The organism is Stutzerimonas sp. Brlt_14 (genome assembly GCF_051948915.1).
In the GTDB taxonomy this organism is placed as follows: domain Bacteria; phylum Pseudomonadota; class Gammaproteobacteria; order Pseudomonadales; family Pseudomonadaceae; genus Stutzerimonas; species Stutzerimonas stutzeri.
Genome location: NZ_JAYJLM010000007.1, coordinates 134,778 through 159,135, shown reverse-complemented (window position 1 = coordinate 159,135; position 24,358 = coordinate 134,778). Strand labels below are relative to the sequence as shown.

Sequence of the window (24,358 nt, the reverse complement as noted above, 5' to 3'; positions counted from 1 at the left end):
CGGGCGCGTCCTCCGGTGGTTTTTCGGGGACGTACCGGGTTACTTCGGCGCCACTGGCGGGCGCATGCCCACTTCCGCCGTCAACGTCAGCGGTTTGCCGTTGCGCAGAATGTCGATATCGATCTTCTCGCCTGGGCGGGCGCGGGCAACCTGGTTCATCGAGCTGCGTCCGTCGGCAGACTGTACGCCGTCGATGCTCAGGATCAGGTCGCCCGGCTGCAGCCCGGCACGAGCAGCCGGACCGTCGCGGTAAACGCCCGCGACGACGATGCCCGGGCGGCCTTCCTGGCCGAACGACTCGGCAAGCTCCTGGGTCAGCGATTGCACCTCCACGCCGAGCCAGCCGCGAATAACCTGGCCGTGTTCGATGATCGATTTCATCACCTCCAGCGCAAGCTTCACCGGGATGGCGAATCCGATGCCCTGCGAACCGCCGGACTCGGAAATGATGGCGGTGTTGATGCCGATCAGGTTGCCTCCGGCATCCACCAGCGCGCCACCCGAGTTGCCACGGTTGATCGCAGCATCGGTCTGGATGAAGTCCTCGTAGGTATTGAGGCCCAGCTGGTTGCGACCGGTGGCGCTGATGATGCCCATGGTCACGGTCTGCCCGACGCCGAAGGGGTTGCCTATCGCCAGGGTGACGTCGCCTACGCGAATGCGGTCGGAATGGCCGAGCGTGATGGCGGGCAGGTCGGCCAGATCGATCTTGAGCACGGCGAGGTCGGTTTCCGGATCGCTGCCGATCACCCGGGCCAAGGTTTCGCGGCCGTCCTTGAGCGCTACCACGATCTGCTCAGCGTTGGCCGTCACATGGTTGTTCGTGAGCAGGTAGCCTTCCGAACTCATGATTACCGCCGAGCCGAGGCTGGACTCCATCCGCCGCTGCCTTGGCAGGTTGTCGCTGAAGAAGCGCTGGAACAGGGGATCCTTGGATAGCGGCGGCTGCTGCTCGGTCTTTTCGATAACCTTGGTGGTGTACAGGTTGGCAACGGCCGGTGCGGCCCCGGCCACGGCATTGGCGTAGGAGTACGGGCCCTGCTGCGGTGCGGCGGCCACCAGCGGCGCCTGTTGCAGGCCGAGGTCGTGCTCCTTGAGTCCTACCAGCTGCGGATAACGCTGGATGATCAGCAGTGCTACGAGTATGCCGACCAGCAGCGGCCAGCCGAGGAAACGCAGGGCATTGAACATCGCGCGGGAGTCCGGACAGAGTTGCGGGCATGGGGAGTGCCCCTTAAGGTGGCGGCATTATACGAAGCTGCGACCGAAATGCAGCTTCATCCGTAAGATCGATTCGGTCGCGCTGTTCAACTGCTGCGCGCCGGCTGCGACGAAGGGGAACCCATGCCAGTAGCACTCTCCACCCTGGTACAGGAGGCGGACCGGTTTCTCGATGCCGCCAGGATCGCCGATTACTGCCCCAACGGACTGCAGGTCGAAGGGCGGCCGCAGGTCGCTCGGATCGTCAGCGGCGTGACCGCCAGCCAGGCACTTCTGGATGCTGCGGTCCAAGCACAGGCGGATGTGGTGCTGGTGCATCATGGCTACTTCTGGAAGAACGAGGATGCCCGTGTCGTGGGCATGAAACAGCGCCGCCTGAAAACCCTGCTGAGCCACGATATTTCGCTGCTGGCCTACCATCTGCCCCTGGATGTGCATCCTGAGGTGGGCAACAACGCGCAGCTGGCCGCCCTGCTTGGTCTGAGTGTCGAGGGGCCGCTGGAGCCCGGTAATCCGCGGTCGGTCGGCCTGGTCGGCTCGCTGCCCGAGTCGCTGGCACCGGGCGAGTTCAAGGCGAGGATCGGACAGGCGTTGGGTCGCGAGCCGCTGATGGTCGACGGGCACAGGCCGATCCAGCGCGTGGCATGGTGTACCGGCGCGGCCCAGGGTTATATCGAGCAGGCGGTGGCCGCCGGGGTGGATGCCTATATCACCGGAGAGATTTCCGAGCCCACCGCACATGTCGCGCGGGAGAACGGCCTCAGCTTCTTCGCCGCCGGTCATCACGCCACAGAGCGTTACGGGGTGCGTGCGCTGGGCGAGTACCTGGCCCGGCATTTCGGCATCGAGCACCGCTTCATCGATTGCGACAATCCGGCCTGAGCCGATCCGCACTGTCGCATCACCGTGCTTCCGGCGCCTGTCATTTGCCTGCGTCGGACCGGCTTCGAGTCGGTATAAATCTATAGCTTTTAGGTCTAAAAGGCGGCCTGATTAGAATCTATGGCCGTGTTAGAGTTGCGCCCAATTCACGGCCGTCTGGCCGTCAACCTGCAAAATCGTGAGTAGCCATGGTCGACAAACTGACGCATCTGAAACAGCTGGAGGCGGAAAGCATCCATATCATCCGCGAGGTCGCCGCCGAGTTCGGTAACCCGGTGATGCTCTATTCCATCGGCAAGGATTCGGCCGTAATGCTGCACCTGGCGCGCAAGGCCTTCTTCCCGGGCAAGCTGCCGTTTCCTGTGCTGCATGTCGATACACGCTGGAAATTCCAGGAGATGTACCGTTTCCGCGAGAAGATGGTCAGCGAGATGGGGTTGGACCTGATCACCCACATCAACCCGGACGGTGTGGCGCAGGACATGAACCCCTTCACCTATGGCAGCGCCAAGCACACCGATGTGATGAAGACCGAGGGCCTCAAGCAGGCGCTGGACAAGTACGGCTTCGACGCCGCCTTCGGTGGTGCTCGCCGCGACGAGGAAAAGTCCCGTGCCAAAGAGCGCGTCTACTCCTTCCGCGACAGCAAGCACCGCTGGGACCCGAAGAATCAGCGCCCCGAGCTGTGGAACCTGTACAACGGCAAGGTGAAGAAGGGCGAGTCCATCCGTGTGTTCCCGCTGTCGAACTGGACCGAGCTGGACATCTGGCAGTACATCTATCTGGAGCAGATCCCGATCGTGCCGCTGTACTTCGCTGCCGAGCGCGAAGTGGTCGAGCTCAATGGCACCCTGGTGATGATCGATGACGAGCGAATCCTCAGCTACCTCACGCCCGAACAGAAGGCGAGCATCCACAAGAAGATGGTGCGTTTCCGCACCCTCGGCTGCTACCCGCTGACCGGTGCGGTCGAGTCCACCGCGACCACGCTGCCGGAGATCATCCAGGAAATGCTCCTGACCCGAACCTCCGAACGCCAGGGCCGCGTCATCGACCACGATGCCACGGGCTCGATGGAAGAAAAGAAACGCCAGGGTTACTTCTAAGGAAACGCATCATGAGTCACCAATCCGATCTGATCAGCGAGGACATCCTCGCCTACCTGGCGCAACACGAGCGCAAGGAACTGCTGCGTTTCCTGACCTGCGGTAACGTCGATGACGGCAAGAGCACGCTGATCGGCCGCCTGCTGCACGACTCGAAGATGATCTACGAGGACCACCTCGAAGCCATCACCCGGGACTCGAAGAAGGTCGGCACTACCGGCGAAGATGTCGATCTGGCGCTGCTGGTCGATGGCCTGCAGGCCGAGCGCGAGCAGGGCATCACCATCGATGTGGCGTACCGTTACTTCTCGACCGCCAAGCGCAAGTTCATCATTGCCGATACTCCTGGCCACGAGCAGTACACCCGCAACATGGCCACCGGCGCGTCCACCTGCGACCTGGCGATCATTCTGGTCGATGCGCGCTATGGCGTGCAGACCCAGACCAAGCGTCACAGCTTCATCACCTCGCTGCTGGGCATCAAGCACATCGTCGTCGCCATCAACAAGATGGACCTGATGAACTTCGATCAGGACGTCTTCGAGAGGATCAAGGCCGACTACCTGGCGTTTGCCGAGCGCATCGAGCTCAAGCCGTCGTCCCTGCACTTCGTGCCGATGTCCGCGCTCAAGGGCGACAACGTGGTCAATCGCAGCGAGCGCGCACCCTGGTACGAGGGGCAGTCGCTGATGGAAATCCTCGAGAGCGTGGAAATCGCCGGCGACCGCAATTTCGACGACCTGCGCTTCCCGGTGCAGTACGTCAACCGCCCGAATCTGAACTTCCGTGGCTTCGCCGGTACCCTGGCGAGCGGCATCGTGCGCAAGGGCGACGAGATCGCCGTGCTGCCGTCCGGCAAGACCAGTCGAGTCAAGTCCATCGTCACCTTCGATGGTGAACTCGAGCAGGCGACCCCTGGCGAGGCTGTCACCCTGACGTTGGAAGACGAGATCGATGTCTCCCGCGGCGACATGCTGGTGCATGCCGACAGCCGCCCGCGTATCGCCGACAGCTTCGAGGCGATGCTCGTGTGGATGGGCGAAGAGCCGATGCTGCCGGGCAAGAAATACGACATCAAGCGCGCCACCAGTTACGTGCCGGGCTCCATCGCCAGCATCAGCCATAAGGTGGATGTGAACACGCTGGAGAAGGGCGCTGCGAGTAGCCTTCAGCTCAACGAGATCGGCAAGGTCAAGGTCAGCCTGGACGCGCCGATCGCTCTGGACGGCTACGCACAGAACCGCACCACCGGTGCCTTCATTGTCATCGATCGCCTCACCAATGGCACCGTCGGTGCCGGCATGATCATCGCCGACCCGGTTGCCCATGGATCGGGCGGTCATCACGGTGCGCTGGCGCATGTTTCAACGGAAGAGCGTGCCACACGCTTCGGTCAGCAGCCGGCAACCGTGCTGTTCACTGGGCTTTCCGGCGCCGGCAAGAGCACCCTGGCCTACGCGGTGGAACGCAAGCTGTTCGATATGGGCCGCGCTGTGTACGTGCTGGATGGGCAGAACCTGCGTCACGACCTGAACAAAGGCCTTCCGCAGGACCGGGCAGGTCGCACCGAGAATTGGCGCCGTGCCGCCAATGTGGCCCGTCAGTTCAACGAGGCAGGCCTGCTAACGCTCGCCGCATTTGTCGCTCCGGACGCGGAAGGCCGCGAGCAGGCCAGGGTGCTGATTGGCACTGATCGGGCTATCACCGTTTATGTTCAGGCTTCACCGCAGGCCTGCCAGCAGCGCGATCCGCAAGGGCTGTATGCAGCTGGCGGCGACAACATTCCGGGCGAATCCTTCCCCTACGACGTGCCGGCGAACGCTGATCTGGTGATCGACACCGAGTCGCTGAGCGTAGAAGAGGGTGCCAAGCAGGTCATCGACCTGTTGCGTAAGCGCGGCGTTATCTAGCGCACCTTCTGTTGAAACAAAAACGCCCTGCCCATGCAGGGCGTTTTTGCTTGGGCGAAGTCGTCCCTATTAGCTGTAGGGCGGGTGCAGTAGTAGGGCGGGTGAAACCCGCCGAAAGCAATTCGTCGTGGTTGAATGAACAGCGGTGCCGTTGTGGGACGCCCCCGTAAGATATAAATCCCCGGCCAGCCAGGCAGGGTTTCGTATGTGACCGTCAGGCGGTGCGTAACCGCGCGGGTTTCACCCGCCCTACAGCGCTTTTCTGGGAGCATCCAATTTGCAGGGCGGGTGCAACCCGCCAAGAGCAACCTCGCACCAGCGATTTTCTCCGAGCATCCAAGCCTTGGTTGTCAGCCTTTGCACTATTGGTTGCGGGGGCATCCCGGTGCGGCGGGTTTTGCCCACGTTGGGTTGATGCCATGTATGGGGTACGCTTGCGGCAATCAATGAACATGGATGTTATTGAATGTCCCACTACCGCCGTGCAGCTGTGCCTGGAGGCTCCTATTTCTTCACCGTCGTAACAGAGCGGCGCCAGCCGATCTTGATCGACCCTGCCGTTCGTTTGGCTCTGCGTGAAGCCATCGTCTCGGTTAGGCAAACGTTGCCTTTCAGAATTGATGGCTGGGTTCTGCTTCCTGATCATTTGCATGCAATCTGGACACTGCCGGATGGTGACGCTGATTTCTCCAACCGCTGGCGCCTGATCAAGCGCCACGTGACCCACGTCTGTAGTCCTGATTATCGCCGTCCTGAGCTTTTGACACAGCGTCGCTGTGCCAAGCAATACGGCACGCTATGGCAACACCGTTTTTGGGAGCACCTTATTAGGGATGAACGAGACTTCCGACAACATATGGATTACCTGCACGCCAACCCGGTGAAGCATGGGCTTGTTAATGCTGCTATTGATTGGCAGTGGTCGTCGTTCCATCGCTGGGTTCGGCATGGCGTTTATCTTCCCGATTGGGCTGGAAGCGGCGTGGCGGGCGCCACCATGCACGACGTTGAATAACCGTAGGGCGGGTGCAACCCGCCGATATCAGATTGACGCGACGCCAAACGTCAGCAAGGCAGCAGCCGATGTTCATTATGTTGGCCATGTTTCGTCGATGCAGAAAAACAAAACCCCGCCGGGTTAGGGCGGGGTTTTGGGTACCGGTCAGGCGAGGTGTAACCACGCGGGTTGCACGGAGCGACAGCCAATGTAGGGCGGGTGAAACCCGCCGATATCAGGTTGGCGCGGCGCCAAATGTCAGCAAGGCAGCAGCCGATTTTCATTATGTTGCCCATGTTTCGTCGATGCAGAAAAACGAAGCCCCGCCGGGTTAGGGCGGGGCTTCGTAGGTAGCCGTCAAGCGGTGCGTAACCGCGCGGGTTTCACCCGCCCTACAGGGCTGAAAAATCGGTATCGCCTGCGACATGTCTCGCGGCAAGAAGGGACTGATGCTAGCCCAGCAGGCTGCGTGAGGGCCAGCGATCCCCCGATCAATGCCTTACGTAGGTTGGACTAGCTGAAGGCACAATCCGACGTTCGGGAGGGGGTGCGGTTTCAGCGTTGGGCGATGGATGCAGCCAGTTCGGGGGTAAACGACGGAAGCGCCTTCGGCGATTCCATCCTACGGAAAAGGATGCATCAGGCCGCGAGTAGAACGCTTGGCTCTTGGCAATACAAGCTCCGGATCGCCCGCCCAGTCGGCAGGGTACAGCCCGGCACGAACGTCGCGGTGAAAGCTCGAATAGGGCCAATCCCCAACGCGCCGAACCAGGCCATGCTTGAGTGGGTTTACATACACGTAATCCATATGCCGCCGGAAATCGGCTTCGTTACGGATGAGGTGTTCCCAATAACGGCGCTGCCAGATACCCCGCTCGCCGCGATGCAGGCGTACAGCCGAACGGTATTCGTCCAGGGGCAAGGCGCGGCTGAAGAACGTTTTGATCAAGCGCCAACGCAGCGAATAGTCCGCATCACCCGGCGGTAGTGTCCAGACGCAATGCATATGCTCGGGTAAAACCACCCAGGCATTGATAGTAAAGGGATGGAGTCGATGCACGCTCCGGACGGCAGTCCGCAGAACATCGATGTGTTGCACCAGCAAATCATTGCCGCGCCGCTCAAGAAGATTCACCGTAAAAAACCAGCTCGCCCCTGGAGCCAGGGCGCGACGATAGTTAGGCATCCTTGCCCCCTCGACGTATTAATGAGCCAAAAGTGTAAGTTGGATCAGCCGTCGGAGGTGTGGCCCAGTCGCGGTAACCGATGGAAGCGCCTTTGGCGATTCCATCATACGAAAAGCGGTTCACCGCTCCGCGATGTTCAGGCAACGTAGGTTGGATTAGCCGAAGGCGTAATCCGACGTTCGCGAGGGTGGGTACGGTTGCGGTGTCGAGTTGATGGTTGCAGGCAATTCGCGGTAACCGACGGAAGCGCCTTCGACGATTCCATCATACGAAAAGCGGTTCGCCGATCCGCGAGGTCCAGTCATCGTAGGTTGGATTAGCCGAAGGCGTAATCCGACATTCGAGTGGGTTGGCGCGGTTGCGGTGTTGGGCGGTGGATGCAGCCGATTCGCGGTAACCGACGGAAGCGCCTTTGGCGATTCCATCATACGAAAAGCGTTTCGCCGCTCCGCGATGTTCAGCCAACGTAGGTTGGATTAGCCGAAGGCGTAATCCGACGTTCGAGTGGGTTGGCGCGGTTGCGGTGTCGAGTTGATGGTGCAGCCGATTCGCGGTAAACGACGGAAGCGTCTTTGGCGATTCCATCATACGAAAAGCGTTTCGCCGGACCGATCCGCCGCAAGAAATCGGCGTCGCCACCTCAAACAGCAAAACGCCCCGCACAAAGGCGAGGCGTTTAGTTTGCAACGGCGGATACAGCAGGTTCGCGGTGAGCGACGGATTACGCTTCGCTAATCCATCTTACGAATTGATCCGCCTTACCGCGTTATCTGCATGCCAATCCGGTGAAGCATGGGTTTGTTGATGTTGCCATCGATTGGCAATGGTCGTCGTCCCATCGTTGGTTTCGACATGGCGTTTATTCCGCGGATTGGACTGGCAGCGGCGTGGCGGGCGCCATGCAATACGTTGAATAGCCGTGGGGCGGGTAAGCCCGCCGATGACCGGTCAGCGAGACGCAGAGCGTCACAAGGCAGCAGTCTGGTCTTCATAAGGTTTCGGCGTGTTTCGTCGATGCAAAAAAAACAAAACCCTGCCGGTTAGGGCAGGGTTTTGGATTCCGGTCAGACGATGTGTAACCGCGCGGGTTTCACCCGCCCTACAGGGCTAGGCATCAACGGCAGTTGCTTGGGCGGTATTTATCGTCCACGTCGCCACCTGTGCAGGTCCATTGTATTGCTCCATTTCGGTCGGTTGGCGCCAGAATAAGAGTGGCATCGTCAGCGACTTTTGCGTTGTAGGTGACGGTAATTGCACCACCGTTGCCGATAGCAACAGTTTTCACGGCATTCCCGCTAATAGTTTCAGCAATTCCAGCCATTTCGTTTGTCGTTGGGAATGCTCCCTGGGAGGCATAATATTCGGTGACTGCTGATTTAGCGCCAGCTGCTAAAGTCAGACCTTCCGAAACATGTGAGCGCTTTGTGTAGTCCTGATAGGCCGGCAATGCAATCGCCGCCAAAATACCGATGATCGCAACAACGATCATCAATTCAATCAGGGTGAAACCCTTCTGCATCTGAGCTTTCATGTGAATCTCCTTAAGTGTTGAGGCGTTGAGCCTGGCTGAGGTAAAGCAGTTGGCGTGCCAGGTTGCGCCGCGCCCAAGTAGAGCGTCCCGGAGTGTGATGAGCTTCAATAGTTGTGCGCTTTTGGAGTCTTGCTCTTCGTCCCAGGGAGCAAAGCGTATCGGCGTTGGGTGGGAGATGTGCCGGCATGTACTTCGGGTTGGTTAATTGCTAGGGCGATATGTGACCAATAGCGTCACTCGGAGTTGCGCATGTTTGCAGTGAAAGGCTTTCGCGCTATAAGGCAGGCTAAGAACAAGGCGAGACCCTTATGAGCGAGAATACTTCCCTTTCCGGGCTGGCGCGGCAGGTGGTGGCGGCTGGTGTGCTGGACGAGAGGACGGCGCAGCAGGCCCAGGCTCAGGCCATTCGCGGCAAGACTCCCTTTGTTACCTACGTCGTCCAGAACCGGTTGGCCAAGGGCCGTGTCATTGCCGAACTCGCCTCCGAGCAGTTCGGTGTTGCGCTGCTGGATCTTGCTGCGTTGGATAAGGAGTCGCTGCCCAAGGATCTGGTGAGCGAGAAACTGGCCAAGCAGCACCGGGTACTACCGCTCTCCAAGCGCGGCAGCAAGCTGTATATCGCAGTTTCCGACCCCGCCAACCATCAATCGATTGCCGATATCCAGTTCAGCACCGGGCTGAGCATCGAGTCGATTCTGGTGGAAGACGACAAGCTGGGCGAGGCCATCGACAAACTGTACGAAAGCGGCGCCACCGGACTAGAGGAGCTGGGCGAAGTCGATCTGGATGGGGTCGATGTCGAGTCCGTCACCGAAGATGGAAAAGCTGAGGAAGGCGGAGAGGCTGCTGACGACGCCCCTGTAGTGCGCTTCGTCAACAAGATGCTGCTCGACGCCATTCGTGGTGGCTCGTCCGATTTGCACTTCGAGCCCTACGAAAAAGCCTACCGCGTGCGGCTTCGCACGGATGGCATCCTGCATGAGGTCGCGCGTCCGCCGATTCAGCTTGCACCGCGAATTTCTGCGCGCCTAAAGGTCATGGCCGGGCTGGATATCTCCGAGCGGCGTAAGCCGCAGGATGGCCGGATCAAGATGAAGCTGTCTAAGACCAAGGCCATCGATTTCCGCGTAAATACGCTACCCACCCTATGGGGCGAGAAAATCGTGATGCGTATCCTCGACCCGTCCAGTGCGCAGATGGGGATCGATGCCCTGGGTTACGAGGAAGAACAGAAAGAGCTCTACATGAATGCCTTGCGCCAGCCACAAGGCATGATCCTGGTTACCGGCCCGACTGGGTCGGGCAAGACGGTTTCGCTGTATACCGGTCTGAATATCCTCAATACCGTGGACGTGAACATCTCCACCGCGGAAGACCCAGTGGAGATCAATCTGGAGGGTATTAACCAGGTCAACGTAAACCCGCGCCAAGGTATGGACTTCGCTCAGGCCCTCCGTGCCTTTCTACGTCAGGACCCGGACATCATCATGGTAGGGGAGATCCGCGATCTGGAGACCGCCGAGATTGCGATCAAGGCTGCGCAGACCGGGCATATGGTGATGTCGACCCTGCACACCAACAGCGCCGCCGAAACGCTTACCCGTCTGCGCAATATGGGTGTGCCCGCGTTCAATATCGCGACCTCCGTGAACCTGATCATTGCTCAGCGTCTGGCACGAAAGCTCTGCAATAGCTGCAAGAAAGAGGTTGATGTCCCCCGTGACGTTTTGCTGCGCGAAGGGTTCCCTGAGCAGAAGCTTGGAACCTTCAAGATCTATGGTCCGGTTGGTTGCGACAATTGCAAAGGCGGTTACAAAGGTCGTGTCGGTATTTATGAAGTGGTTAAAAACACGCCATCGTTGCAGCGGATTATCATGGAAGACGGAAACTCCATCGATATTTCAACCCAGATGCGAAAAGATGGCTTCAATGACCTGCGCACCTCGGCTTTGCTGAAAGCCATGCAGGGCGTGACCAGCCTGGAAGAAGTCAACCGGGTGACCAAGGATTAGCATGGCGCAGAAAGCGATTAAAACCAGTGTGTTCACCTGGGAAGGCACCAACAAGCAGGGCGCGAAGATAAAGGGCGAGCTGAGCGGCGTCAGCCCTGCGATGGTCAAGGCGCAGCTGCGCAAGCAGGGCGTAAACCCTCAGAAGGTGCGTAAGAAGTCGGCGTCGCTGTTCAGTGCTGGCAAGAAGATCAAGCCGATGGATATCGCCTTGTTCACTCGTCAGATGGCGACCATGATGAAGGCCGGTGTGCCGCTGCTGCAGTCATTCGACATTATTGGCGAGGGGTTCGATAACCCGAACATGCGTAAGCTGGTCGATGATCTCAAGCAGGAGGTCGCGGCGGGTAACAGTTTCGCGACGGCTTTGCGCAAGAAGCCACAATACTTCGATGACCTGTATTGCAACTTGGTCGATTCCGGTGAGCAATCCGGTGCCTTGGAAACCTTGCTCGATCGCGTGGCGACTTACAAGGAAAAGACTGAGGCATTGAAGGCCAAGATCAAGAAGGCGATGAACTATCCCATTGCGGTAGTCTTGGTGGCGGTCATCGTGTCGGCCATTCTGTTGATCAAGGTGGTGCCACAGTTCCAAGAAGTATTCGCCAACTTCGGGGCCGAGCTTCCAGCTTTTACCTTGATGGTCATTGGATTGTCGGAAGCGCTGCAGGAGTGGTGGTTCATTGTTCTGGCGGGGTTGATCGTGGGGGCGTTTGCTTTCAAGGAGGCGCACAAGCGCTCCGAAAAATTTCGCAATTGGTTCGATCGTTTGCTGCTGAAGGTGCCAGTTGTTGGTGACATTCTTTACAAGTCATCTGTCGCCCGCTTCGCCCGCACTCTATCGACGACTTTCGCTGCGGGCGTGCCACTTGTGGATGCGCTGGATTCGGTGGCTGGGGCTACAGGCAATGTGGTCTTTCGAAGTGCGACGATGAAAGTCAAGAATGATGTGTCCACCGGCATGCAGCTTAACTTCTCCATGCGCACCACGGGCACGTTCCCTACAATGGCAGTGCAGATGACAGCAATCGGTGAAGAGTCTGGTTCACTTGATGAGATGCTGGCTAAGGTTGCGACTTTCTATGAGGACGAAGTCGATAACATGGTAGATAGCCTGACTAGCCTGATGGAGCCGATGATCATGGCCGTGCTCGGGGTTCTGGTGGGTGGCTTGATCATCGCTATGTACCTTCCGATCTTCCAGCTAGGTGCTGTCGTTTAAGTATGGGTTTGATTGATTTCTTGGCCAGCCATGTGCTGGCCTTTGTTTTGTCTGCTGCAGTGCTCGGTCTGCTGGTTGGCAGCTTTCTCAATGTTGCCATCTACCGTGTGCCTATCATGATGCAGCGCGAATGGCGCATGCAGGCGCGGGAATATTTGGATTATCCGCCCGAGCCAATTGGGGAGCGTTTCAATCTATTGGTGCCGAGTTCACGCTGCCCTCACTGCGGTCATCGTATCCGTGCCTGGGAGAACATTCCCTTGGTCAGCTGGCTGGCGCTGCGTGGAAAGTGCTCGTCTTGTCAGACGCCGATCAGCTGTCGATATCCGTTGGTTGAGCTGGCGTGTGGTGTGCTATCCGGATACGTGGCATGGCATTTCGGTTTTTCCTGGCAGGCAGGGGCGATGCTTCTGCTGACCTGGGGGTTGCTGGCGATGAGCATGATCGATGTCGATCATCAGTTGCTGCCTGACTCGCTCGTGCTGCCGCTCTTGTGGTTAGGGTTGATTGCCAACAGCTTTGCTTTGTTCGCCTCTCTCGAGGATGCGCTGTGGGGGGCGATAGCCGGTTACCTGAGCCTATGGTCCGTTTATTGGCTGTTCAAGCTGATCACAGGCAAAGAGGGGATGGGCTACGGCGATTTCAAGCTGCTGGCGATGCTTGGTGCCTGGGGTGGCTGGCAGGTTCTGCCGCTCACTATCTTGCTGTCGTCGGTGGTCGGCGCCGTGCTTGGCAGTATTCTGCTGAGGGTGCAGCGGGCTGAAAGCAGTACGCCCATTCCGTTCGGGCCGTATCTGGCGATAGCGGGGTGGATTGCGTTGCTTTGGGGCGACCGAATTACCGAAAGCTACCTCCAGTTCGCTCGCTTCTAACTCCGCTCGGTCGGTCGACCTGTCACCGATCGGCTTTTCTCTGTCGTCCTATTTCGAACGCTGAGGCTTGCGCATAGCTCGCCGAGTGGTTACTACTGCGCGCGTCTTATTTGGCCTGGGATATTAGACGGATGAAGCCTTGGGTTCTCGGGTTGACCGGCGGTATTGGCAGTGGCAAGACTGCAGTGGCAAACCAGTTTGCAAGTCTTGGCGTGCATGTAGTCGATGCCGATGAAGCGGCGCGTTGGGTCGTTGAGCCCGGTCGCCCGGCGTTGCGGCAGATTGCTGAGCATTTCGGCGATGCCGTACTGCTGCCAGAGGGCGGCTTGGATCGTGCTGCGCTGCGTGAGCGGGTATTTGCGAATACGGCTGAGCGCCAATGGCTCGAGAGCCTTTTGCATCCTCTGATTCGCGCCGAGGTGGCGCAGCACCTGGCGGCAGCGACGTCTCCTTACGCCATCATGGTGTCTCCGTTGCTTATAGAAACCGGGCAGTATCGCCAGGTTGAGCGTGTACTGGTGGTCGATGTGCCGGATACTCTCCAGGTCGTTCGCACCGCGGCTCGTGATCAGGCAACTGAAGAGCAGGTGCGGGCGATTATCCAGGTCCAGGCCAGGCGGGAGGAGCGCCTGCGGCATGCGGACGATGTCCTTGTGAATGACCGTGATCTGGCGTGGCTCAAATCGGAAGTCGAGCGTTTGCACCGCTTCTATCTGACATTGCGAGGAGGCCAGAAATGACCGCGACTGTAGTCGAGTGCCCCACCTGCGGGGCGCCAGTGGAGTGGGGGCCTCAGAGCCCAAGTCGGCCGTTTTGCTCTGAGCGCTGCAAACTCATCGATCTTGGGGCTTGGGCTGCGGAGGAGCACGCCATTCCCGGAAGCGATCTGGAGGATGAGCTGTTTTCCGGTGATCTGCCGCCCCGCGAGCATTGACTCGCAGTTTCCTCATTTATCTTCTTTCCAGGGCGCCTGCAGGTAGCGGCTCTGGTTGAAGCTTTCCATCCAGTCCGGATAGAAGACGACCAGCGCCGTGATTGCCGTGCCGTTGATGAACGCCTCGGGAAACATCACGAGCCAGATGTAGCCGGCAAAGTCTTCCAGCCAGGGCGGCATCGGGAAGCGACCGTCGAGCAGAAGTATGCCGAGTGATGCCAGGATGCAGGCCAGGGCGGCGAGTGCCGCTGGAAAGAAGCCCGCAAAGAAGATGAAGACGAAGAGGTTGCGCGGCTGGGATCGCTCCACCAGGCGGGCGCAGATGACTGTGACAAAGACCGGGATCAACACCAGCAGCACGCCGTTGGTCCCCAGGGCGGTGAGATGCTGATGGCCGGTAAGGGTCAGGCCCAGCTGGGCCGCCAGAGCTGCGATGATCGCCAGCGGCCAATCGAGCAGCAGGGTCACTGCCGTCAGCCCGATGAAGTGGAATGAAAGACCGGAGTCGAAGTCCCGGCGAACCAACCACAGCAGAAAGATGGCCAGCATCGCTCCGAACAGCAGGTGTTGCCGTCGCGCATCGCTGAAGAGCTCGACCCAGGGGGCGCGCCACGCCGCCCAGAGCAAGGCAAGCGAATAGATCAGCCAACCTGCGACAAGGGTGGAGGGAGCTAGGAGATGCGCGGCGATCATCCTGTCGGATCCTGTGTGTCGTTACCTGAAACTGCTGATGGCTCGTTTTTTCTGTGTCAGGGCGCCGGGTTCGGTCGCGCCGTATGAATGGCGTCGATGGCTGCCAAGACTTCGTTCGACAGTGTCAGATCAAGGCTGCCGATATTGGATTCGAGCTGCTGCAGTGTCGTGGCACCGATGATATTGCTGGTGACGAAGGGCCGGGATGTTACGTAGGCAAGGGCCATCTGCGCGGGCTCCAGGCCATGCTGGTGGGCTAGGGCGACATAGCGGGAACAGGCGGCTCGTGCCTGTGGGTTGTTGTAGCGTGCGAAGCGCTGGAATAGTGAAAGTCGCGCATTCGCCGGGCTGGCGCCGTTTTCGTATTTGCCGCTCAGCATGCCGAACGCCAATGGCGAGTATGCCAGCAGTCTGCACTGTTCACGCATGCTGATCTCCGCCAGGCCCACCTCAAAGCTGCGGTTGAGGAGGTTGTAGGGGTTCTGTATCGAGACGGCGCGCGGCCATTTGTGCGTCTCGGCCAGTTGCAGGTACTTCATGGCGCCCCAGGGGGTCTCGTTGGAAATGCCAATGTGGCGGATTCGACCGGCTCTGACTTCGTCATCAAGGGCGGCAAGCGTTTCTTCCAGAGGTGTGAAATCATCGTCCGGCAGGTGCTGGTAGCCCAAACGCCCGAAAAAGTTCGTGCTGCGTTCCGGCCAATGCAGCTGATAAAGGTCGATCCAGTCGGTTTGCAGTCGGCGCAGGCTGTCATCAAGGGCGGTGCGAATGTGCTCACGGTTGAATCGCGGACGGCCGTTGCGAATGTGGCTGATGCCGTTGCCAGGGCCGGCGATCTTGGTTGCGAGTATCCAGTCGGCTCGATCGCCGCGGCTCTTGAAGTAGGTGCCAATGTACTGCTCGGTGGTGGCGTAGGTTTCCGGGCGCGGCGGGACGGGATACATCTCCGCAGTATCGATGAAGTTGATGCCAGCGGCTTTGGCCATGTCGATCTGAGCGAAGGCGTCAGCCTCGGTGTTCTGCTCGCCCCATGTCATGGTGCCCAAGCAGAGTGAGCTTACATTCAGGTCGGTTCGGCCGAGCGGACGAAATTCCATGGAGTGCCTCCGGGCTGGCGAAAGTTTTAGGGATGCGAGATTAACGAAGTTGGCCATGACATGAGAGTGATCGCGACCGCCCGAAGTGCCCGATGGGGCTCTGGCATATAGCGGTGCATGCACGCCGGCGCTTGCTGAGACGACGGGCGCTTCGGAACTCCGAGAGGATAAATGTTGGTTGCTATTTTTCTGGCAATCAGGATAATTCCGCAGCCTGTCGGCGGGGATGCCTAGCCCGTCGACGCAAGCCAATGGTAGGGGATGCCTAGCCTACCGAACCACTGCCGTGGCGGACGCGCTGACCCGAGCCCCCGATAGCGTCTGTTTCCGGCTGCCCTGTTCTTGTCAGGGCGAGCACTATTCAGTAAGATTCGCCGTCTTATTTTCAGGGCGGCCCCTGAGGCTATAACGAATGAAGACATTTACTGCTAAACCGGAAACCGTCAAGCGCGACTGGTTCGTCGTCGACGCTGCCGGCCAGACCCTGGGTCGTCTGGCAACCGAAATCGCCAGCCGCCTGCGTGGCAAGCACAAGCCGGAATACACCCCTCACGTCGATACTGGCGATTACATCGTCGTGATCAATGCTGAGCAAGTGCGTGTTACCGGTGCCAAGACCAGCGACAAGATGTACTACTCTCACTCCGGTTTCCCGGGTGGCATCAAGTCGATCAACTTCGAGAAGCTGATCGCCAAGGCGCCTGAGCGCGTGATCGAGACTGCGGTGAAAGGCATGCTGCCGAAGAATCCGCTGGGTCGCGACATGTATCGTAAGCTGAAGGTTTACAAGGGTGCTAACCACCCGCACACCGCTCAGCAGCCCCAAGAACTGAAGATTTAACGGAATAGTTCATTATGTCGGCGACTCAAAATTACGGCACTGGCCGTCGCAAGACTGCAACCGCGCGCGTCTTCCTGCGCCCGGGCACTGGCAAGATTTCCATCAACAACCGTGAGCTGGATAATTTCTTCGGCCGCGAAACTGCTCGCATGGTCGTGCGTCAGCCGCTGGAGCTGACCGAGACCGTCGAAAAGTTCGATATCTACGTCACCGTTCTGGGTGGTGGTGTCAGTGGTCAGGCTGGTGCTATCCGCCACGGTATCACTCGTGCACTGATCTCCTACGACGAGAGCCTGCGTAGCCCGCTGCGCAAGGCTGGCTTCGTCACTCGTGACGCCCGTGAAGTCGAGCGTAAGAAGGTCGGTCTGCGTAAAGCACGCAAGCGTCCGCAGTACTCCAAGCGCTAATTCGCGCTTTCAAAGAAACGCCCAGTTTCGTTCGGAGCTGGGCGTTTTTTTTGCCTTGCACTTTTGTTTTGGTGCGACAGTGTGTCGCGCGCTGGAGGGCTTGGTTTGCCTGAGGGTAAAGGCATTGTGACAGGCTATTACCTTGTCAGAAGAGGGTCTTTTCTTTACCATTTGGCGAATTTTTCGCGGCTCAATTTTACGTAGTACATGCCTGCTTCACGGCAGGCCATAAGAAGCTGATGGGAGACGACTGAATGAGCAATGACGGCGTGAATGCAGGCCGGCGTCGCTTCCTTGTGGCCGCCACTTCGGTGGTGGGCGCTGCAGGAGCGGTGGGTGCTGCGGTCCCGTTCGTGGGATCGTGGTTCCCAAGTGCCAAGGCCAAGGCTGCCGGTGCGCCGGTAAAGGTAAATATCAGCAAGATCGAGCCTGGACAGCAAATGGTTGCTGAATGGCGTGGTCAGCCGGTGTTTATTGTGCGTCGAACCGACGAGGTTCTCGGGAATCTTGAGAAGGTCGCTGCCCAGGTGGCCGATCCTGAGTCCAAGGAGTCCGACCAGCCTGCATATGTCGACCCGAAGAACCGGTCTATCAAGCCCGAGCTTCTTGTGGTCGTAGGGCTGTGCACTCATTTGGGTTGTTCGCCTTCGTTCCGTCCCGAGGTGGCTGCGGCCGATCTCGGCGCCGACTGGTTGGGTGGCTATTTCTGCCCTTGCCACGGCTCCAAATACGATATGGCCGGTCGCGTCTACAAGGCGCAGCCTGCTCCCTTGAACCTGCCGGTGCCCCCGCACTCGTACGAGACCGATAATGTCATCATCATCGGTGTGGACCAGGAGAACGCCTGATGAGCAAGTTCATGGAATGGGTTGACGCCCGCTTCCCCGCTACCAAGATGTGGGAAGATCACCTCTCGAAGTACTACGCTCCCAAGAACTTCAACGTCCTGTACTTCTTCGGTTCGTTGGCGTTGCTCGTGCTGGTCAATCAGATTCTTACCGGTATCTGGCTGACCATGAGCTTCGAGCCGTCGGCTGAAGGTGCGTTCGCCTCCGTCGAGTACATCATGCGTGATGTCGAGTACGGCTGGATCATCCGCTATCTGCATTCCACCGGAGCTTCGGCTTTCTTCGTGGTGGTGTACCTGCACATGTTCCGCGGTCTGCTCTACGGCTCCTACCAGAAGCCGCGTGAGCTGGTGTGGATCTTCGGCATGATGATCTACCTCGCGCTGATGGCCGAGGCCTTCATGGGCTACCTGCTGCCGTGGGGCCAGATGTCCTACTGGGGTGCGCAGGTGATCATTTCGCTGTTCGGTGCCATTCCGGTCATCGGCGACGATCTGACCCAGTGGATCCGTGGTGACTACCTGATCTCGGGCATCACGCTGAACCGCTTCTTCGCCCTGCATGTGATTGCGCTGCCGATCGTGATTCTCGGTCTGGTCGTCCTGCACATTCTGGCGCTGCACGAAGTGGGTTCGAACAACCCGCTGGGCGTGGATATCAAGAAGACCAAGGATGAAGCCGGCGTGCCGCTCGATGGCATTCCCTTCCATCCGTACTACACCGTGAAGGACATCGTCGGGGTCGTGGTGTTCCTCTTCGTCTTCTGCGCGGTTGTATTCTTCTTCCCGGAAATGGGCGGCTACTTCCTCGAGAAGCCGAACTTCGAAGTGGCGAACGCGTTCAAGACGCCTGAGCACATCGCACCTGTCTGGTACTTCACTCCGTTCTACGCGATTTTGCGTGCGGTACCCGACAAGTTGCTCGGCGTGATCGCTATGGGGGCCGCTATCGCAGTGTTGTTCGTTCTGCCGTGGCTGGATCGCAGCCCCGTCAAGTCCATGAAATACAAGGGCTGGATGAGCAAGATCGCGCTGCTGGCGTTCTGCATCTCCTTCATCATTCTCGGTGTACTGGGCGTACTGTCGCCGACGCCTGAGCGTACTCTGGTGTCGCGGATCTGTACTGCTATCTACTTCGGATACTTCATCCTGATGCCGTTCTACACCAAGCTCGAGAAGACCAAAGTGGTTCCGGAAAGGGTGGATGGCTGATGAAAAAGCAATTTGCTGCATTGATTCTTGCAATTCTGCCGGCCTTCACTTTCGCGGCCGGCCCGGCGGTACATTTGGATAAGGTCGATATCGACCTGACCGACAAGGCGGCCATGCAGGATGGTCTGAAGACCTTCGCCAACTATTGCATGGGTTGCCATGGTGCGCAGTATCAGCGCTATGAGCGCGTCGCCACCGATCTGGGTATCCCGGAAGAGGTGATGATGGACAATATCGTCTTCACGGACGCCAAGTTTGGCGATCACATGAAGATCGGTATGAAGCCTGAAGACGCCAAAGTCTGGTTCGGCGCCGCTCCGCCGGATCTCACCCTGGTTGCTCGTGTTCGTGGCAACGACTGGCTGTATACCTACATGCGCAGCTTCTATGAAGATCCGGCGCGTCCGTACGGCGTCAACAACAGCGTGTTCCCCAATGTTGGTATGCCGCATGTTCTGGCTCCGCTCCAGGGGCGCCGGGTTGTCGGATGTAAGCAGGTTCAAGTGGTCGAGAATGGCCGCAAGCAGTTCGATCCGCTGACCGGCACACCGATCACTCAGGAAGCCTGTGACCAGATGGTTGTCGAGCCTGGTACTGGGTCGCTCTCCGAGGCTGAGTACGACGAGAAGATCAAGAATCTGGTGACCTTCCTGGCTTACTCGGCCAATCCGGTCAAGCTGGAAAGCCAGCGCATCGGCACCTACGTGCTGCTGTTCCTGGCTGTGTTCTTCGTGTTCGCCTACCTGCTCAAGCGCGAGTACTGGAAAGACGTTCACTAAGCACTTCGCGGTAATCGTTGTACCTTGCGCGCGCCCAATGGGCGCGCGTGTTTTTTCTGCCTCGAGATATAGTGAGGAAGGCCCTATGGCTGCGACCAACCGGTTGGGCTGCTATTCCGATCCTGCCGATCATTACTGTCATCGCGTTCGCCTTGTTCTCGCCGAGAAAGGGGTTAGCGTGGACATCGTCGATGTCGATGCAGGCCAGTGTCCGGTCAAGTTGGCCGAGGTGAATCCATACGCCAGCGTGCCCACACTGGTGGATCGAGATCTGGCGCTATACGAGCCCGGCGTGATTCTCGAGTACCTGGAGGAGCGCTATCCGCATCCACCGCTGCTGCCGGTCTATCCGGTCGCGCGCGCCAATACGCGTCTGTTGGCCCATCGTATCCAGCGTGATTGGTGTTCGCTGGCCGACCGCATTCTCGACCAGCGCGTCGCGGAGGCTCAGCGCGCTCAGGCACGCAAGGAGCTCCGTGAAAGCCTGATCGGTGTATCGCCGATATTCGCGGAAAAGCCTTACTTCATGAGTGACGAGATCAGCCTTGTCGACTGCTGTCTGTTGCCTATCCTCTGGCGTTTGCCCAGACTCGGTATCGAGTTGCCTCGAGCGGCCAAGCCGCTGCTCGATTACATGGAGCGCAATTTCGCTCGCGAGGCTTTCCAGGCCAGTCTTTCCGCCGTCGAGCGCAACATGCGCTAAGCGAGGTCATCAATGAATTCGAGTCGCCCGTATCTGGTACGAGCACTTTACGAGTGGATCGTCGACAACGATTGCACGCCGCACCTACTGGTGAATGTCGATTATCCGGGGGTGCAGGTGCCGGCAGGCTACGCCAGCGATGGTCAGATCGTATTGAACGTCGCCCCCAGCGCCGTGCGGCATCTTCATATGGATAACGAGGCGATCAGTTTCGAGGGGCGCTTTGGTGGCGTAGCTCATTCATTGAACGTGCCGTCCGCTGCGGTCATGGCGATCTATGCCCGGGAAAACGGGCAAGGCATGGTGTTCGAGATCGAGCCGACTCCACCGGACGATGACGCGCCGAGCGATGCTGGTGGCGCTGCTGGAGGAGAGGGGCCGCGACCGGGCGGTCGCCCGAGTCTGAAGGTCGTAAAATGAGGTGATGCGGCGCCCGGTGATAGGGCGCCGCTGACCGATCAGTCGATATATTCGAACAGCTTGACGATCCGCTGTACCCCGGCGACGCCCTGGACAAGGTTAGTCGCGCGGCTGCCTTCCTGGCGTGTGACCAGGCCTAGCAGATAGACGATCCCGTTCTCAGTGATCACCTTGATTCGCGAGCCAGGCACGCTGTTGTCGGCGAGCATCTGCGTCTTGATCTTGGTGGTCAGCCAGGAGTCGTTACTGCGTGCCAGTGCGGACGAGGGCTGCAGAATCTGTAGCTCATTGTGTACGCGCTTGACGCGTTGCACGCCGCTGGCTGCCTGTTCTGCCATCTGCTTGAGTTCTTCGCGAGGCGTCTGCCCGGCCAACAGCACGACGCCGTTGTAGCTGGCAACCACGATGTGGCTACGCTGGTCGAGGTCCGGATGGGCCTTGGCAATGTTGACCGCTGCCTTTGTCTCGATCAGCGAGTCGTCGATCTTGCTGCCGATGGTCCGTGTGCCCCGATTGTCGGCGATCGGGTCGTCGCGCGTGGCCGTCAACACCGAGCTGCAGCCGCTGACGGCCAGGCAAATTCCCAGGGTGATGGCAGGCAAGCGGAAACGGTTCATTCCTCACTCCCAAACAGTTGATTGTCGATCAGGTCGCAGAGGCAGTGGATCGCCAGGAGATGGACTTCCTGGATGCGTGCGGTCACTTTTGCCGGTACGCGGATTTCAACGTCTTCCGGCAGCAGCAGCGAGGCCATCCCGCCGCCATCGCGGCCGGTGAGGGCAACTACCAGCATTTCCCGGTCGTGGGCAGCCTGGATCGCCTGGATCACGTTGGCGGAGTTACCGCTCGTGGAGATGGCGAGCAGCACGTCCCCGGGTTGCCCCAGCGCGCGGATCTGCTTTGAGAACACCTCGTTGTAGCTGTAGTCGTTGGCAATCGAGGTGATGGTGGAGCTGTCGGTGGTCAGTGCGATGGCCGGAAGGCTTGGGCGCTCTCTCTCGAAGCGGTTCAGCAGTTCCGAGGAGAAGTGCTGGGCATCGCCGGCTGAACCGCCATTACCGCAGGTCAGGATCTTGCCTTCGCTGAGCAGTGCATTAACCATCGCTTGGCCGGCTTGCTCGATGCTGGGGGCTAGCACCTCCATGGCCTGCTGCTTGGTTTCGATGCTGGCCTGGAAGAGTTGGCGGATTCGGGTTTGCATGTCCATTGGTGGTTGACCTTCAAGGTGGCAGGCTCGCCCGAAAAAGCGGTCGGACGATGCACTTGCGGTTCGCTAGGGCCGGACGGCATCGCGCAGCGGTCGCCGCGCAGTGTTTCGTTCAGCTTTCAAATGCGTTGCGGATCCAGTTCAGGTCCTTTGCTTGGCCTGGCGCGGTGATGGCGACTACGTCGAAGCGGCAAGGGTGCTTGGCCCAGCGGCCATGTGCCTGCAGAAACAACTGGGCAGCCTTGATCAGCTTTTGCTGCTTGCGCACATCGACGCTTTCCAGGGCGCCGCCCCAGGCGGTATGCCGCCTGTAGCGGACTTCGACGAATACTACTGTATCGCCGTCGAGCATGACCAGATCGAGCTCGCCGCTGCGGCACGACCAGTTGCGTTCGAGTAGGCGCAGGCCGCTGTCGCTGAGATGCTGCAGGGCCAGTGCTTCGGCAGAGCGTCCGCTGCTCTGGCTTTCGCTCATTACTGCGGCTCGTCCAGCCGCTCTACGGCGCCATCGCGGAACTGTGCCCAGGGCAGCTGGCGCTCGATTCGCTGCTGTGGGTTCAGGCTTAGGGTGCCGGAAAGCCCATCGAGGTGAGTGTCCGGAAGGGCCAGCAACTGATTGAGTCGGGGTGCCAGCAGGTAGGCGTCGGCACCCATGGCATAGAGCCGGCCGAGGCTTCCGCCCGCTTGCGGCCATTTCTGCTCGACTTCCTGCCGAAGGGGCAGCTGGTCGTTCAGCAGCCATGGCGTCTCGGCAAAGCGGATCCCTTCAAGGTCGAGGTACTGTGTGCGGTCATGATTGGCCGCGTGCAGGTGGGATGTGGCGTATACCGGCAGGTCGCCCGCGTACTGGAAGATCAGGGTCGGCCTGACCTGCTGGGCCTGTTGTGGTGTGGCCGCCAGAAAGATGAAATCGACGTCCTGCCGACGTGTTGGCTGGCTGGCGGTGGATGCGTCTGTGATGCTGCTTACGCGCTGTCCGCGCTGCTCACTGTTGCGTAGCTGCAGCAGATCGGCGATCTGGTTGGCCAGCTGGACGGGTTCGGCCAGTGGCTCTGATGCGACCAGCGTTCCGCCTGCTTCCTGCCAGCTCTGGCGGAAGGCTTCCAGAATCCTTACGCCCCATTCTCCGCGAGGTGCAAGCGCGATTGCGCGGCGATGGCCGTCCGCCCACGCGCGGCGAGCGACTTCGCGTGCTTCATCTTCCGCAGCTAGGCCGAACTGAAAGAGCTGAGGTGGTGTGCGCTGTCCGGCGTCGCTGTAGTTGAGCGCCAATGTGGTGATAGGTAGCTGATCGCGTTCCGCGAGCTGGCGCACCAGGTCCTTTTCGAGCGGGCCGACCACCAGCTGTACGCCAGCGGCCTGGGCTTGGCGATAGAAGTCGTCGATGGACTTCATCCGCGAGCTGTCATACAGCTCGATGCGCAGTTCGGCACCGGCCTGCTGTGCGTGCAGATGAGCAGCCAGGAAACCGTCGCGAAGGGCACGAGCAACGCTCGCCAGTTGGCCTTCCATAGGAAGAAGCAGCGCTACGTGATTCAGCGGTTGGTCGGCGAGTTCACGCAGCTTCTGCAGTGACTCCGGGAGCTGCTGCGCGGCGGGGTGCTGAGGGTTCTGCGCGATCCAGTCGTCGATAGCGCGTTGCTGCTGCGCGATGGTGCCGGCGCGTTTGAGCGAAAGCGCTAAGGCTTGCCAGCCGGCCAGATCGGTATCGGCGGCGCCTTGCAGTTGCTGCTCGGGAAGGGCGGACAGGAGTTTCCAGATGGTTTCGTGGTTGGCCTGCGCCTGCTCGCCGCTCAGCAGTGGCGCAGTGAATACGCGCTCACGGGCGGCTGCTAAAGGCTTGTTGTTTGCCTCCAGTGCTTGGGCGCGAGCGAGCTGGCTGCGAATCTGCTGGCTGACGGGAAGCTCGCCCAGACGCTCGAATGACGGGTGCTGCAGCGCTTGTTCTGCCTTTTCGGGCTCCCCGTCGGCGAGTGCGATTTCGGCCTGCAGCGTCAGTGCGAAAATTTGCTGCGCAGGCTTCAGTGCGTCCAGTTGAACCTGCTGCAGAATGCTGCGGGCTTGCGCGCGGTTGCCCTGCTGAATGCTCTGATCGGCAGCTGCCAGGCGCAGCTGGGCGGCCTGTTCGGCGTCGCTCTGCTCAGCCTGCTTCAACAGTTGCTGAGTGGATGCCTGCGGCGTCCGGGGAAGTTCGCCGAGCGTGGACGAGGGGGAGCTGGAGCAGGCTGCGAGCAGGGTGGCGACGCAGAGGAGAAGGAGGGGGCGTAAGCAAGCCATTGGT

25 protein-coding genes are annotated in these 24,358 nt (G+C 59.5%); 16 read left to right on the top strand and 9 right to left on the bottom strand.

Features of this window, described 5'->3' with window-relative positions:
• Nucleotides 1-39: 39 nt before the first annotated feature.
• Nucleotides 40-1,191 (bottom strand): Do family serine endopeptidase AlgW, encoded by a 1,152-nt coding sequence (gene algW, locus VF716_RS17855; protein ID WP_440552825.1) that lies wholly within the window; start codon nucleotides 1,189-1,191, stop codon nucleotides 40-42.
• 153 nt (nucleotides 1,192-1,344) lie between these two features.
• Between algW and VF716_RS17850 the strand changes: the two genes are divergently transcribed.
• From VF716_RS17850 to VF716_RS17835, 4 genes are all read left to right on the top strand, one after another.
• On the top strand, nucleotides 1,345-2,103 hold the full coding sequence (locus tag VF716_RS17850; RefSeq protein ID WP_256045608.1) for a Nif3-like dinuclear metal center hexameric protein: 759 nt from the start codon (nucleotides 1,345-1,347) through the stop codon (nucleotides 2,101-2,103).
• Between the two features lie 188 nt (nucleotides 2,104-2,291).
• The gene (gene cysD / locus VF716_RS17845; RefSeq protein WP_011912238.1) at nucleotides 2,292-3,209 is read left to right on the top strand and encodes a sulfate adenylyltransferase subunit CysD; all 918 of its coding nucleotides are present in this window, start codon (nucleotides 2,292-2,294) and stop codon (nucleotides 3,207-3,209) included.
• A gap of 11 nt (nucleotides 3,210-3,220) precedes the next feature.
• A complete protein-coding gene (cysN, locus tag VF716_RS17840; protein WP_440552824.1) occupies nucleotides 3,221-5,119 on the top strand; it encodes a sulfate adenylyltransferase subunit CysN in 1,899 nt (632 codons plus the stop codon).
• Nucleotides 5,120-5,585: 466 nt separating this feature from the next.
• Nucleotides 5,586-6,134 carry an REP-associated tyrosine transposase gene (locus VF716_RS17835; protein WP_135265932.1) on the top strand — a complete coding sequence of 183 codons (549 nt, stop codon included), beginning with the start codon at nucleotides 5,586-5,588 and terminating at the stop codon, nucleotides 6,132-6,134.
• Between the two features lie 604 nt (nucleotides 6,135-6,738).
• Here VF716_RS17835 and VF716_RS17830 read toward each other — a convergent pair.
• Both VF716_RS17830 and VF716_RS17825 read right to left on the bottom strand, forming a co-directional pair.
• On the bottom strand, nucleotides 6,739-7,302 hold the full coding sequence (locus tag VF716_RS17830) for an REP-associated tyrosine transposase (protein ID WP_440552823.1): 564 nt from the start codon (nucleotides 7,300-7,302) through the stop codon (nucleotides 6,739-6,741).
• A gap of 1,115 nt (nucleotides 7,303-8,417) precedes the next feature.
• A complete protein-coding gene (locus VF716_RS17825; protein WP_440552822.1) occupies nucleotides 8,418-8,834 on the bottom strand; it encodes a pilin in 417 nt (138 codons plus the stop codon).
• Between the two features lie 308 nt (nucleotides 8,835-9,142).
• On the opposite strand from VF716_RS17825, the gene pilB reads away from it, so the two are divergent.
• The 5 genes from pilB to yacG all read left to right on the top strand — a co-directional run bounded on the left by pilB (nucleotide 9,143) and on the right by yacG (nucleotide 13,871).
• On the top strand, nucleotides 9,143-10,846 hold the full coding sequence (gene pilB, locus VF716_RS17820; protein WP_440552821.1) for a type IV-A pilus assembly ATPase PilB: 1,704 nt from the start codon (nucleotides 9,143-9,145) through the stop codon (nucleotides 10,844-10,846).
• A 1-nt stretch (nucleotide 10,847) separates the two neighbouring features.
• Nucleotides 10,848-12,065, top strand: a complete 1,218-nt coding sequence (locus VF716_RS17815; RefSeq protein ID WP_440552820.1) for a type II secretion system F family protein — start codon at nucleotides 10,848-10,850, stop codon at nucleotides 12,063-12,065.
• 2 nt (nucleotides 12,066-12,067) lie between these two features.
• Nucleotides 12,068-12,937 carry a prepilin peptidase gene (locus VF716_RS17810; RefSeq protein ID WP_111481657.1) on the top strand — a complete coding sequence of 290 codons (870 nt, stop codon included), beginning with the start codon at nucleotides 12,068-12,070 and terminating at the stop codon, nucleotides 12,935-12,937.
• A 131-nt stretch (nucleotides 12,938-13,068) separates the two neighbouring features.
• Nucleotides 13,069-13,677 (top strand): dephospho-CoA kinase, encoded by a 609-nt coding sequence (coaE, locus tag VF716_RS17805; RefSeq protein ID WP_440552819.1) that lies wholly within the window; start codon nucleotides 13,069-13,071, stop codon nucleotides 13,675-13,677.
• Nucleotides 13,674-13,871 carry a DNA gyrase inhibitor YacG gene (gene yacG / locus VF716_RS17800; RefSeq protein ID WP_041771656.1) on the top strand — a complete coding sequence of 66 codons (198 nt, stop codon included), beginning with the start codon at nucleotides 13,674-13,676 and terminating at the stop codon, nucleotides 13,869-13,871. Before coaE ends, yacG begins: the two co-directional genes overlap by 4 nt.
• 12 nt (nucleotides 13,872-13,883) lie before the next feature.
• Here the strand turns inward: yacG and VF716_RS17795 are convergent, their stop codons facing one another.
• Nucleotides 13,884-14,564 carry an energy-coupling factor ABC transporter permease gene (locus tag VF716_RS17795; protein ID WP_265661086.1) on the bottom strand — a complete coding sequence of 227 codons (681 nt, stop codon included), beginning with the start codon at nucleotides 14,562-14,564 and terminating at the stop codon, nucleotides 13,884-13,886.
• A gap of 56 nt (nucleotides 14,565-14,620) precedes the next feature.
• Nucleotides 14,621-15,661, bottom strand: coding sequence for an NADP(H)-dependent aldo-keto reductase (locus VF716_RS17790; RefSeq protein ID WP_440552818.1), 1,041 nt, complete (start codon nucleotides 15,659-15,661; stop codon nucleotides 14,621-14,623).
• Nucleotides 15,662-16,073: 412 nt separating this feature from the next.
• On the opposite strand from VF716_RS17790, the gene rplM reads away from it, so the two are divergent.
• The 7 genes from rplM (at nucleotide 16,074) to VF716_RS17755 (ending at nucleotide 20,870) form a co-directional block, all read left to right on the top strand.
• A complete protein-coding gene (gene rplM, locus VF716_RS17785; RefSeq protein WP_003287302.1) occupies nucleotides 16,074-16,502 on the top strand; it encodes a 50S ribosomal protein L13 in 429 nt (142 codons plus the stop codon).
• 14 nt (nucleotides 16,503-16,516) lie between these two features.
• On the top strand, nucleotides 16,517-16,909 hold the full coding sequence (gene rpsI / locus VF716_RS17780) for a 30S ribosomal protein S9 (protein ID WP_013981948.1): 393 nt from the start codon (nucleotides 16,517-16,519) through the stop codon (nucleotides 16,907-16,909).
• 254 nt (nucleotides 16,910-17,163) lie between these two features.
• Nucleotides 17,164-17,757 carry a ubiquinol-cytochrome c reductase iron-sulfur subunit gene (petA, locus tag VF716_RS17775; protein WP_013981949.1) on the top strand — a complete coding sequence of 198 codons (594 nt, stop codon included), beginning with the start codon at nucleotides 17,164-17,166 and terminating at the stop codon, nucleotides 17,755-17,757.
• Nucleotides 17,757-18,968, top strand: coding sequence for a cytochrome b (locus VF716_RS17770; RefSeq protein WP_013981950.1), 1,212 nt, complete (start codon nucleotides 17,757-17,759; stop codon nucleotides 18,966-18,968). Before petA ends, VF716_RS17770 begins: the two co-directional genes overlap by 1 nt.
• Nucleotides 18,968-19,747 carry a cytochrome c1 gene (locus VF716_RS17765; protein ID WP_013981951.1) on the top strand — a complete coding sequence of 260 codons (780 nt, stop codon included), beginning with the start codon at nucleotides 18,968-18,970 and terminating at the stop codon, nucleotides 19,745-19,747. Before VF716_RS17770 ends, VF716_RS17765 begins: the two co-directional genes overlap by 1 nt.
• A gap of 85 nt (nucleotides 19,748-19,832) precedes the next feature.
• Entirely contained in the window at nucleotides 19,833-20,450 is a 618-nt protein-coding gene (locus VF716_RS17760; RefSeq protein WP_049325403.1) for a glutathione S-transferase N-terminal domain-containing protein, read from the top strand.
• A gap of 12 nt (nucleotides 20,451-20,462) precedes the next feature.
• The gene (locus VF716_RS17755) at nucleotides 20,463-20,870 is read left to right on the top strand and encodes a ClpXP protease specificity-enhancing factor (RefSeq protein WP_011912254.1); all 408 of its coding nucleotides are present in this window, start codon (nucleotides 20,463-20,465) and stop codon (nucleotides 20,868-20,870) included.
• 38 nt (nucleotides 20,871-20,908) lie between these two features.
• Here VF716_RS17755 and VF716_RS17750 read toward each other — a convergent pair whose 3' ends face one another.
• The 4 genes from VF716_RS17750 to VF716_RS17735 all read right to left on the bottom strand — a co-directional run bounded on the left by VF716_RS17750 (nucleotide 20,909) and on the right by VF716_RS17735 (nucleotide 24,354).
• On the bottom strand, nucleotides 20,909-21,487 hold the full coding sequence (locus VF716_RS17750) for a BON domain-containing protein (RefSeq protein WP_125872868.1): 579 nt from the start codon (nucleotides 21,485-21,487) through the stop codon (nucleotides 20,909-20,911).
• Nucleotides 21,484-22,077 (bottom strand): phosphoheptose isomerase, encoded by a 594-nt coding sequence (locus VF716_RS17745; RefSeq protein ID WP_013981954.1) that lies wholly within the window; start codon nucleotides 22,075-22,077, stop codon nucleotides 21,484-21,486. The genes VF716_RS17750 and VF716_RS17745 overlap by 4 nt, the downstream gene beginning before the upstream one ends.
• A 112-nt stretch (nucleotides 22,078-22,189) precedes the next feature.
• On the bottom strand, nucleotides 22,190-22,552 hold the full coding sequence (locus tag VF716_RS17740) for a YraN family protein (RefSeq protein ID WP_011912257.1): 363 nt from the start codon (nucleotides 22,550-22,552) through the stop codon (nucleotides 22,190-22,192).
• Nucleotides 22,552-24,354, bottom strand: coding sequence for a penicillin-binding protein activator (locus VF716_RS17735; RefSeq protein WP_049338792.1), 1,803 nt, complete (start codon nucleotides 24,352-24,354; stop codon nucleotides 22,552-22,554). Before VF716_RS17735 ends, VF716_RS17740 begins: the two co-directional genes overlap by 1 nt.
• Between the last annotated feature and the right edge of the window lie 4 nt (nucleotides 24,355-24,358).